This is a genomic window from Lysinibacillus sp. NPDC096382, assembly GCF_044762845.1.
Classification (GTDB): Bacteria; Bacillota; Bacilli; order Bacillales_A; family Planococcaceae; genus Lysinibacillus.
On the sequence record NZ_JBIWFC010000004.1, the window covers coordinates 147,700 to 159,640 of the forward strand.

The 11,941-nt window shown below is 37.6% G+C and carries 11 protein-coding genes; all 11 read right to left on the minus strand.

Annotation, left to right across the window (positions count from 1 at the left end; translation table 11 throughout):
* Window positions 1-29 precede the first annotated feature (29 nt).
* Window positions 30-461 carry a DNA polymerase I gene (locus tag ACIQZA_RS08630; protein ID WP_402882148.1) on the minus strand — a complete coding sequence of 144 codons (432 nt, stop codon included), beginning with the start codon at window positions 459-461 and terminating at the stop codon, window positions 30-32.
* 657 nt (window positions 462-1,118) lie between these two features.
* Window positions 1,119-2,129 carry a protease modulator HflC gene (hflC, locus tag ACIQZA_RS08635; protein WP_402882146.1) on the minus strand — a complete coding sequence of 337 codons (1,011 nt, stop codon included), beginning with the start codon at window positions 2,127-2,129 and terminating at the stop codon, window positions 1,119-1,121.
* Window positions 2,129-3,118: an FtsH protease activity modulator HflK gene (gene hflK / locus ACIQZA_RS08640; protein ID WP_400932462.1), complete on the minus strand. Its 990-nt coding sequence runs from the start codon at window positions 3,116-3,118 to the stop codon at window positions 2,129-2,131. The genes hflC and hflK overlap by 1 nt, the downstream gene beginning before the upstream one ends.
* A 157-nt stretch (window positions 3,119-3,275) precedes the next feature.
* Complete coding sequence (locus ACIQZA_RS08645) at window positions 3,276-3,989, minus strand: LrgB family protein (RefSeq protein ID WP_400932460.1); 714 nt, start codon at window positions 3,987-3,989, stop codon at window positions 3,276-3,278.
* The gene (locus ACIQZA_RS08650; RefSeq protein ID WP_079561583.1) at window positions 3,986-4,354 is read right to left on the minus strand and encodes a CidA/LrgA family holin-like protein; all 369 of its coding nucleotides are present in this window, start codon (window positions 4,352-4,354) and stop codon (window positions 3,986-3,988) included. The genes ACIQZA_RS08645 and ACIQZA_RS08650 overlap by 4 nt, the downstream gene beginning before the upstream one ends.
* Before the next feature lie 332 nt (window positions 4,355-4,686).
* Entirely contained in the window at window positions 4,687-6,240 is a 1,554-nt protein-coding gene (gene pnpS, locus ACIQZA_RS08655) for a two-component system histidine kinase PnpS (RefSeq protein WP_400932457.1), read from the minus strand.
* The gene (locus tag ACIQZA_RS08660) at window positions 6,237-6,953 is read right to left on the minus strand and encodes a response regulator transcription factor (protein ID WP_142508803.1); all 717 of its coding nucleotides are present in this window, start codon (window positions 6,951-6,953) and stop codon (window positions 6,237-6,239) included. The genes pnpS and ACIQZA_RS08660 overlap by 4 nt, the downstream gene beginning before the upstream one ends.
* A gap of 52 nt (window positions 6,954-7,005) precedes the next feature.
* A complete protein-coding gene (locus tag ACIQZA_RS08665) occupies window positions 7,006-7,446 on the minus strand; it encodes a MaoC/PaaZ C-terminal domain-containing protein (RefSeq protein WP_142508802.1) in 441 nt (146 codons plus the stop codon).
* A 598-nt stretch (window positions 7,447-8,044) separates the two neighbouring features.
* On the minus strand, window positions 8,045-8,983 hold the full coding sequence (mdh, locus tag ACIQZA_RS08670) for a malate dehydrogenase (RefSeq protein ID WP_402882141.1): 939 nt from the start codon (window positions 8,981-8,983) through the stop codon (window positions 8,045-8,047).
* A gap of 373 nt (window positions 8,984-9,356) precedes the next feature.
* Window positions 9,357-10,619 (minus strand): NADP-dependent isocitrate dehydrogenase, encoded by a 1,263-nt coding sequence (gene icd, locus ACIQZA_RS08675; protein WP_142508800.1) that lies wholly within the window; start codon window positions 10,617-10,619, stop codon window positions 9,357-9,359.
* Between the two features lie 80 nt (window positions 10,620-10,699).
* Window positions 10,700-11,815, minus strand: coding sequence for a citrate synthase (citZ, locus tag ACIQZA_RS08680; protein ID WP_402882139.1), 1,116 nt, complete (start codon window positions 11,813-11,815; stop codon window positions 10,700-10,702).
* Window positions 11,816-11,941: the final 126 nt, after the last annotated feature.

The following is an 11,941-nucleotide window of genomic DNA, read 5'->3' on the forward strand; positions in this document are numbered from 1 at the left end:
ATCACTCATTGTAATTGACTTCATCTATGTTATTCACTGGCTTTATTCGTTTTTTCTTTACGATAAAAAATCTCTTCATATATGACTGTCAAAATAAAGGCGTTCATAAAGGCAAATACTAAAAATAATGGCATACCACCAAGCTGTGGATGTGTAAGCTCTGTATTAAACACCATTACAGTGCCGATTTGCGCTAAGAAGAAAATAAAGCCAATCCCTACCTGCCATATAGGACGTTTAACCTTGCGTTTCTCGTATAAAAATATTCTTTTAAATATTTTGCGTACATCCGCAGCAATGACTAAACCTAATAAAAACAAAATGACAAAAAATACTGGTATATGATAAACACTTTTTGTGATCCATGCAAAATCTGATAGACGGAAGAAAAGTGTAAATAACGATGCAATACTACAGGCTATCCCTAAATTTTGGAGCCACTTACTAATTTGCAACTTCACAACTATTACCCCCATTTTTTATTTCTCGAACAATATCATTCTATCAGATAATAGTCATAAACGGAACATAAAATTACAGATTTCTATCATTTTCATAACAAACCATCGACATACGATAGATTTTTATTGAGTGAGTGATTAAAAACACCTAATCAAACTTCGAAGGCTCCTCACCATAACGTGGAGTTGATTTCCGTTGGGCGCTTTCCTGTAGGCGTCCGATGAGCCGCTTCGCTGCAGGATCTCGGGCCAACACGATGTTGGTCACGAAGCCGTTATCACAGGATGTGATGTTTTTAGCCTTCGTTCCTCTGTTGCTAATCCCCAAGGAGTCGCCCAATCGGAACGCATATATAACTATCGCCACCCATTAAAGTCCTTCCAACGCTATACAAAAAACTTACTAAAATGTAAAAGGCCGTCTCAAAAAGTTTGAGACGACTTCATATGCTTATCCCTGCAAGAATAATCGTATTATTTTATCCCGCATTAACGGGCAGTAATTTATCTATATCAAAAGCGAAGCGTCAGGTACAAGACTCCCACCTCAAAATTCACGAAAGCAAAGAAGTTAAGCGGGAGATTAACTACCCGTAAAAGCCCGATTGGTGAAGACTAATAATCAGTGGGGTTAGAGAACCCCCACTGATTAAAGTTTCACTTTATATAGCCAGATAATATTTTTGCATAGGGTGAAGTGGATGGCAAAATAATGACCGTATCTTCACCTACAGTTTTCTTATATGATTCTAATGTACGGTACAATGAATAGAATTCAGGGTCTTGAGAGAACGATTTATTGTAAATCTTAGCCGCTTCTGCTTCACCTTCCGCTTGAATCATTGCTGCATCCTTTTTCGCTGTTGCGAGCATTTCTTGAACTTCCTTATCTGTTTGAGCTTCAATACGGCGTTTCTCAGCATCACCTTCTGATAAATATTTTTGCGACATTGATTCACGGTCCGAAATCATATTTGTAAACACGGATTGCTCATTTACAGATGGCAGATCAATACGACGAATACGAACATCTATTACTTCTATTCCATACTTATCATTTGAAAGTAACTCATTGACACGTGCAGTTACTTGATCGTTGATACCTCCACGTGAAGAATCTTCATCATTAATAATCGCCTTATATTCTATTCGACCAAGCTCTGAACGAATAACTGAATAAATAAACTCTTCCATACGTGATTCAACTTTTTCTATTGTTCCTGCATTTGAAATTAATTGCTTTGGATCTGTTATATGCCAAACTGCATAATTATCAATAATAATTCGTTTTTTATCCTTTGTATTAATTTCTTCTTCAGAAACTTCATACGTCATTTGGTTTTTTGGTAGCTTCGTTACACTTTGAATAAATGGAACCTTTATTTTCAAGCCAGGCTCACTTTGAAATTTCACTACTTCTCCAAACTGTCTAACAACTGCGTATTCGGATTCTTTAACTATATAAACATTAGTAAATAATATTATGGCAAGAGCAAAAACGGCTGTTAATGTTACGGCAAGAGAAATATATTTTTTAGGATTCATCGGGCTTTTTTTCGACATTTTGACCACATTATCCACTGTATCCTCTTCTTTTGGAGCAGTATTTTTGGATTTACCTGATAAAAAATTGAGGAATTTTTCAAGATCCTTATTTTTTTGGTCCATTAGTTACCGCCCCCTTCTTTTTTCTCCTCTTTTGGTGTTTCCTGCGCAGTAGGTGTCTCCTGTTTCGCAGGTTGCAATGCTTGAAGAGGCAAGTATTTCATTGTATTGCCATCATCATTCATAATATAAATTTGTGCTTTAGGTAAAACATTTTCAAGCGTTTCTAAAATTAAACGCTCACGTGTAATTTGTTTATTACCCTTATATTGTTCATACATTTTATTAAAGACAGCTACATCCCCTTGGGCCTGCTCAATACGGGCTGTTTTTTCACCTTGAGCCTTCGAGATAATAGCATCTTTTTCACCTTCAGCTTCATTAGTACGCTGATTCTTATATTTTTCTGCTTGATTAATTTTTGTGTTTTTCATTTCACGTGCGTCTGTAACAGCTGTAAACGCTGCTCGCACATCTGCATTCGGTAACTCAACATCTTTTAGTTTTACCCCTAAAACACTAATACCAATATCGTATTTTTCAATAAGAGAAACGAGTAAATCTCGTGATTTTGCTTCTATGTCCGCTTTTCCCTCTGTTAACGCAGCGTCGATTTTTGAGCTACCAATAATTGATCGGATCGCACTCGACGTAGCGCTATGTAATATTTTTTCTGGATCTTGTGAGCTGAATAAATACTTTTTCGGTTCGGTAATCTTCCATTGAACTACAAGGTCTGTTAAAACAATATGCTCATCCCCTGTAATCATTTTCGTTTCAGCATCATAAGCTTCCAATTCCCCATCTTTATTTTGCTTATAGCCAAACTGTAAACTAAATGTTTCCTTCGATAAAACCTCAACCGATTGTACAGGCCAAGGTAATTTAAAATGTAAACCTGGTTCTGTTACTGTATTATCGGCACGACCGAACGTTATGACAACGGCTTGTTCTGATTCATCTACCGTGTACCATGATGTAAATACCGCAATAAGTGCAACAATGCCGAAAATGCCAAGTCCCACCATCATTAGTGACCTTTTCACACTCATGTCTAATCCTCCCTTAAGCTTAGTACTAATGTATACGTGGCACTTCTTAAAAAGTTTCAAAATATTTTAATAAACCCATTTTTATTTTAGGCAGTTTGACATAAGGAGGATTGTGAAGCTCACCAAATAAAATAGAACAAAAAAATCCTGCTACCATTTAAGGCAACAGGATATTGACAACTAGATGTTCAAATGCTGGGAAAAATGTTGTTGATAATACAATGCTAATTAATGCAGCTACAATCATAGCAAGACTTGCAAACGTACCTTCTAGCTCACCAAATTCAAATGCTTTAGATGTACCCGTACCATGTGCTCCCATTCCTAACAGTAGACCTCTAGAGGATGGTCGATGGAAACGACATGCTTTAATAACTAACGGTGCTATTATACTCCCTAAAATACCAGTTACCATAACGAAAACTGCAGTAAGCGTAGGAGAGCCACCAATCATATTGGAAATGTCCATCGCTATTGGTGTAGTAACTGAGCGTGGAACTATGCTATGCACAAGCTCATTATTTAGTCCAACTAATACAGCAAAGGTAAATGATGATGTAATCGCAACAGCTGAGCCAACTGCAATACTTAGAAAAATTTCAAAAGCATGTTTCTTTAATAGGTTAAAATTTTTATAAATTGGTACCGCGAATGCAACTGTTGCTGGGCCTAGTAAATTTGATAAAATACCGGCTCCTGCAGTATAAGATTTATAGGATGTACCCGTTAGCAGCAGGATGATAATTGCCACTAATGGTGTGATTAGTATAGGTGTTAACCATTCCTTCTGATACTTTTTATAAAACATTTTACTAGTATAAAAAACTGCAATAGTACCTAGTAAACTTAGTATAGCTATTAAAAAGCTCATGCAGTATCACCTTTCTTTCGTTGCCCTAGCAATTGTGCTGTGAAACCTGTTGCAAACATTACAACTATGGCACTCAATACAATAACAAGCACAGCTTTCACACCTTGCACACCGAATAATGCAGTATAATCGATTACTCCGATAGCAGATGGAATGAAAAATAGTAATAATTCACTAAGTAATAAACCTGCACCTAGCTCAATCCATTCAAGCTTAATAATATGAAACTGCAAAAGTAAAAACAATAAGACTAGTCCAATTATGCTCCCTGGAATCGGCAAGTGAAGTAGACGTGCAATACTATTCCCAACAAATAAAATTACATATAGATAGCCGATTTGCACGATACTTTTGACGATTTTCATGGTCATCCTTCTCTCAATTTTTTATCCCGCTTAAACGGTCAGAATATAGAGCACTTCTAGATAAGTGCAGACCGTAAGCCCGATTGGCTCAACTAATAAGTTAGTTGAATATTATGCTACTATACTTTACACCTATTTGCGTTACGTGTAAAACAGAAAAAGAACCTATCACCAAAAAATTTGGCAATAGATTCTTCCTATCGGCGATAACTAAGCAACACAATCAGAAAATCTTCATATATAAAGATTTTTTTGGCTATTAAAAAGTCTTTACAATTATATAGGGGTTTCTACTAACAAGTATAAGGCCCTATTGTGAATCTAAAATTGTGCTAATGTAAAGAATTTGTTAATTTTTTCGGAATCATGACAATCATTTTTGTCCCAATTCCAACTTCACTTTCTACCTGAATGCGGCCATGATGCGCCTCTACTAAGTGCTTCACAATAGCAAGCCCTAAACCTGTACCCCCAGAATTCCGACTTCGTGCACGATCCACACGGTAAAACCGTTCAAAGACACGGGCAATTTCATGCTTTTCAATACCTATACCTTGGTCTTCTATTTCAAGAATACCGTACGTTTCATTTTCCTTTAATCGAATCGTAATGATTGTATTTTCCGGAGAGTACGTAATAGCATTAGTAATTAAATTAGTGACAATTTGAATGATACGATTCGCATCACCCATAACTTGAACATCACGTTCTATATCAACACGAAAGCTCATATTTTTCTCATCCAGACGAGGTCCTGTCAGCTCTGCCCCACGTATAAGTACATCTTGCAAGCCCATCGGCATAATATTAACGGTAAAACCATGCTGTTCAATTTTCGATAATTCTAGTAAATCCTGGATAAGCATTTGCAGACGGTTACTTTCCTTATAAATGATCTCTAAAAAAGATAGCAGCATTTTTTCATCCTTATATGCTCCATCCAGTAAAGTTTCAGAAAAGCCTTTAATAGATGTAATGGGTGTACGCAATTCATGGGATACATTTGCTACAAAATCCTTACGAATCTGCTCTAAACGAACAAGCTCTGTAATATCATGCATAACGATAACAACACCAAGCCATCTACCATGATCCCCTATAACAGGTGCTCCATAGACTTCCTTATTGTATAGCTCCTGTTGGACCTCCATTTTAATTTGTTGTCGATAAGGCATTTCCGTTAGAAACACATGGTCGATAAATTGCTCCAGAGTTTTAGGTAAGCCAATTGTACGAAAAACTTTTCCTTGTACATCGTTAATTTGCATACCGAAACGCTCTAAAAATACACGGTTCACGATAGATATATTCCCCTCACGTCCAATCATCATGAGGGAGCTTCCCATATTTTCAATTAACGTTTTAAGCCTTTCCTCTTCTACCTCGCGAATCGCCGTAATATCCTGTAAGTTACGCGCTAAAATATTGATGGAGTGACTAAGTGGCATCATGCGTTCATGCTCATTTTCATGGGCACGAGCACGGTAATTTCCCTTCGCCAGTTCCAGTGCTGTATCTGTCACGTTATCAATAGGAGCAGTGAAATTTCGAATCATATAGCGACTTACAATAGCCATTAAAATTAGCGCTATTAAAAAAAGAATCGCTAGCACAACATATAGTCGCGCATGAACATTCGATATTATAGAATCTGTTGCCTCAATGTTTTGAGCAGTATACAGTGCCTCTCTATCTTCTTTTGTTAGTTCAATCTTTCGTTCATCTAATACTTGGTTAATGGATTCTTGCACCTGTAAACTAGCTTGCTCATTGTACTGTTCTATATAAACAGGAAAAAGCTGACCTATAACAATCATTAGGACAGCTAATATCGATCCAAGCAATAGCATGAATGTCAAGAATAAGCGGTTGCTCATTGATTTCATGTCGTCTTCGGCTCCTCGAATTTATAGCCAAGGCCACGAATTGTTTTGATGAACATCGGCTTACGGCTATTTTCTTCGATTTTATCGCGAAGGTGGCTAATGTGCACATCTACAATTCGAGTATCACCAGCAAAGTCATACTTCCATACAGCACTTAAGAGCTGATCACGTGTTAAAACACGGTTTTTATTTTCAAGTAAATAAATGAGTAGCTCAAATTCCTTTGGTGTAAATTCCAGTGCCTCATCCTGTAAAAATACTTCAAAACGCTCTGGAAAGACACGCAATTGTCCAAATTCAAACATTTTCTCTTGTGGCCCACTCTTCTCTTCAGGCACTACATTTTGTGTAAAACGTCTTAAAACTGCCTTTACCCGTGCTAACACTTCGCGCGGACTAAAGGGCTTCGTCATATAATCATCTGCTCCTAGCTCTAGACCAAGTACTTTATCGAACTCATCATCCTTTGCTGTTAGCATAATAATAGGTGTGTTCATACGTTGTTGACGGATCTGTTTACAAACCTCCATACCATCAAGCCTTGGAAGCATCAAATCTAATAAAATTAAATCGGGTTGTAAGTCGATGGCCTTACCTAGACCCTCTTGACCGTCTGCAGCTGTTTCTACTACATATCCAGCCTGTTCTAAATTATATTTCAATAATGTCGCAATCGAAAATTCATCTTCTACAACTAAAATCGTTTTTGTCATGTATAAAGCCTCCGTTAGTGATTTGAAACCCCCATTTCAAATCTCAAGACGTCTATAAAGCAAGTGGTGGTGTCACCAGCAAAGTACCCTCAATCATAAGCTGCTTCTGCTCATTATAAGAGTGTACCGATACAGTAATTGTATTTTGTAATTTATTTACTTCCGTCACCTCTAAAAGAGTATCAAATAATTCATAATGATAGAGCGGCTCTAAATATTTTATATGTTGCTCAATAATTCGTGCACCTGGTCCAGGAATATACTTTGATACTGCTGAAGTAATAATGCCATTTAACATAATTGTTGGTACGATTGGCTTTTGAAAAGGAGTCATCGCTGCATAATCATGTTGAATATAAAGCGGATTATTATCATTCGTAAGTCCTAAATAAAGCAGTAAATCCTTATCTTCTATCTTCTCGGTAATATGAATCTTCTCGCCAACTGTAATTTCATCAATAGTGAGACCAAGCTTACTGTTTTTTTGAAGCAAAAATACGCCAACCCCTTTTCTATCATATACCTTCATAGTATCAATTTTATTCCAAAAGTACAACGAAAAGCAAAATAACCATTTTATCTTTATTCAGCAAAATGAGTTCGTCTGTGCGACAGCTACCATTATTTCAAGGCGAAATAGATTAAAGTTTAGTATCATAACGTAGGGGTGATTTCCGTTCCAAGCTACTCACCATAATCGAACGGAAAGACTTCTAACAGTGATAAGTTTGTAAATCTGATGCCGCTGACGCTTCGCTTTCGTACAGAGAACATTTGTTGCTGAAGTTTTGCTTTATTACTATACATTAAAGTAACATGCCCGAAGTTACACGCTATATGAAGTGGTTGATTGGAGTGGAGACTGGGCGACTCCTTGGGGATTAGCGTCTAAGATGAGACCCTGCAGCGAAGCGAAGCGGCTCATCGGACGCCCCTAGGAAAGCGCACAGTCGGAACGGAAATCAACCACTCACTTTGCCAAAGAGTCATACTTTAATTAATATAACACTTTAATTTCATTGACATTAATCGTTTTTTCAACAACATAAAATCGAGTAGGAATGAATCCCACTCGATTTCATAAACTTTTATTAAGTTAAAACTTTCATAACGTCGCGGACAGCCTCTGCCGATTTATCTAAAGCCGCTTTTTCTTTGTCTGTTAAATCAAGTTCAAAGATTTTTTCTATACCATTTGCACCTAATAATGTCGGAACACCTAGATATAAATCATTGTAGCCATATTCGCCTTCTAAGTATGCAATAGATGGAAGTATACGTTTTTGGTCTTTAATGATCGCTTCCGCCATTTCAATAAGCGCAGCCGAAGGAGCATAATATGCAGAACCATTACCAAGGAGGTTAACGATTTCTGCACCACCTTTACGTGTACGGTCTACAATCTCTTCAAGACGATCTGCTGGAATTAATGATTCTAATGGAATACCACCAGCGAATGAGTAGCGAGTAAGTGGCACCATTGTATCGCCATGACCACCTAACACAAAACCTGTGATGTCTTTTACTGAGATATTCAGTTCTTCAGCTACAAACGCACAGAAACGAGCTGTATCAAGTACACCTGATTGACCTATTACACGATTTTTAGGGAAACCAGTTTCTTTGAATACTGTGTAAGTCATTGCATCAACTGGGTTTGTAAGAACGAGGATTGTTGCATTTGGTGAGTACTTAGCAATTTCCTTAGAAACAGCTTTCATTACATCTTGGTTAATTTGAACAAGATCGTCACGGCTCATACCTGGTTTACGTGCAACGCCAGCAGTGATGATTACTACATCAGAGTCTGCAGTATCTGCATAATTAGAAGTACCTTTAACATAAGAATCATAGCCTTGCACTGGTGCAGCTTCCCACATATCTAAAGCTTTACCTTTTGTTGGGTTTTCAGCTTGAGGAATATCCACTAACACTACATCACCAAGTTCTTTTTGAGCTGCTAAAAATGCTGCAGTAGCGCCAGTAAAACCGCTACCGATTACTGAGATTTTTTTTCGTTTCAGAGACATTCGAATACGCTCCTTTAAAATTAGGTTATATAATCAATTATGCCTCGGCATAATTGTGTCAGGAATCGGCTTTAGGCCTGCGTGATGCAGGTCAGTTAGCCGTTATCGCATGGATGCGATGCTTTTAGGCTAACATCCTATGTGAACTCCTTTCCGATTCCGTGACATCCGCCGGAGGCTTCTTTCAGCGGGTGTTTAAACACCCGCTGAAAGAATTTAAAAAAGGGAGGAGAATAAATTCTCCTCCCTCGATTAAACAAGTTCATCGTAAATATTTTATTAAGCTAAGGTCAATAGAAATTTACATTTCACCCTAATTATATCGGCAGAACATACTTCCGCTTTAACTATAATTTCTATTTAAAATAGGAAATTATAGGTTTTTGATTAATTCATTAGCGAATTCTGAACATTTTACTTCTGTAGCGCCGTCCATTAAACGAGCGAAGTCGTAAGTTACAACTTTAGAAGAAATTGTTTTCTCTACAGATTTAGTAACCATGTCAGCTGCTTCTTGCCATCCTAAGTGCTCAAGCATTAATACGCCTGAAAGTAATACTGAAGATGGGTTTACTTTATCTTGACCAGCATATTTTGGAGCTGTACCGTGAGTAGCTTCGAAGATCGCGTGTCCAGTTACATAGTTAATGTTTGCGCCTGGAGCGATACCGATACCACCAACTTGAGCAGCTAATGCGTCAGAGATATAGTCACCGTTTAAGTTCATTGTAGCAACTACGTCGAACTCATTTGGACGAGTTAAGATTTGTTGTAAGAAGATATCAGCGATAGAATCTTTAACTAAGATTTTACCAGCTGCTAAAGCGTCAGCTTGTGCTTTGTTTGCTGCTTCTTCACCTTGTTCAGCTTTAATAGCATCATATTGGTTCCAAGTGAATGTTTGGTCAGCAAATTCTTTTTCAGCTAATTCATAACCCCATTTTTTGAATCCACCTTCAGTGAATTTCATGATGTTACCTTTGTGTACTAAAGTAACAGATGGGCGTTTATGATTAATAGCATACTCGATAGCTGAACGTACTAAACGCTCAGTACCTTCTTTAGATACAGGTTTTACACCGATACCAGAAGTTTCTGGGAAGCGGATTTTGTTAACACCAAATTCAGTTTGTAGGAAGTTGATGATTTTTTGTGCTTGTTCAGAACCAGATTCGAATTCAATACCAGCGTAGATGTCTTCTGTGTTTTCGCGGAAGATAACCATTTCAACATCTTCTGGACGTTTAACTGGAGAAGGTACTCCATCAAAGTGACGTACTGGACGTAAGCATACATATAGGTCAAGCTGTTGACGTAATGCTACGTTTAGAGAGCGGATACCACCACCGATTGGAGTAGTAAGAGGACCTTTGATTGCGATTAGGTATTCGTTAATTTTGTCTAAAGTTTCTTGTGGTAACCATTCACCAGTTTGGTTGAATGCTTTTTCACCAGCTAAAACTTCTAACCATTCGATTTTCTTTTCACCGTTGTAAGCTTTTTCTACAGCTGCGTCGATTACGCGTGATGCTGCAGCCCAAATATCTGGACCAATTCCGTCACCTTCGATGAAAGGAATCACTGGATTGTTTGGTACATTAAGTACGCCATTTTCAACTACAATTTTGTTTGACATTGATGTTGCCTCCTAAATTCATAATCATAGGACTGTGTTTTCAGTAACACAGTCCCAAATATTCTAGCATATTTTCCGAATTAGCGCTCGCTGACTGGAACATATTTTTGCATGCCTGGTCCAACATACTCTGCACGTGGACGGATTAGACGGTTGTTAGCATATTGCTCTAAAATATGAGCTACCCAACCAGAAGTACGTGACACTGCGAAAATTGGTGTGAATAGGTCATGATCAATACCTAAAGAATCATACACTGACGCAGAGAAGAAGTCTACGTTTGCAGGTAATTTCTTTTGTTCTACGATCATGTCATGGATTTTAACTGACATTTCATAAAGCTCTGGTTTACCAGTTAGCTCAGTTAATTTTTGTGACATTACACGTAAGTGTGGTGCACGTGGGTCGCCTTTGCGGTATACACGGTGACCGAAGCCCATGATTTTTTCTTTGTTATCTAATTTATTTTGAATATAAGATTCAACGTTTTCTAGTGAGCCGATTTCAGTTAACATTTTCATAACTTGCTCATTTGCACCACCATGAAGTGGTCCTTTTAATGCACCGATAGCTGCAGTTACACCAGAATAAACATCTGACAATGTAGCTACACATACACGTGCTGTGAATGTAGATGCATTTAATTCGTGATCAGCATGTAATACTAATGCTTTGTCGAATGCTTCCACTTCGATTGCTGCTGGCTCTTCACCTTTAAGCATGTATAAGAAGTTTGCTGCATATCCTAATTCTGGTTTTGGCGCAACTGGCTCTAAACCTTTACGAATACGCGCAAATGCAGTAACTACTGTAGCAATTTTAGCTTGTAAACGGATTGCTTTACGGTAGTTAGCTTCTGTATCCATAACATCCGCTTCTTCATCGAATACACCAAGTAAAGATACTGCAGTACGTAGTGCAGCCATTGGATGTACAGTTGAAAGTGGGTATGTTTTGAATTGCTCTACAATTGCTTGTGGAATAGACATGTTGTCTGCCAATTGTTGTTTTAATTCAGCTAGCTCGTCCGCTTTTGGTAAACGAGTATGCCATAATAAATAAATTACCTCTTCGAATGACGCATTCTCTGCTAAATCATCAATGTTGTAACCAACATATGTAAGTGTGTCATCGATAATTGAACTGATTTTAGATTCCGCTGCTACGATACCTTCTAAACCTTTAGTTGCTGACATAAATTATCGCTCCCTCATAATATATTTTTTAGTGGTAAATGCAGTTATTAGCTCGCATTTACGTTTTTTGCTCATATGAACCATTAAGTTAATCGCTTACATTGCTATTATAATCATTTTTGACAG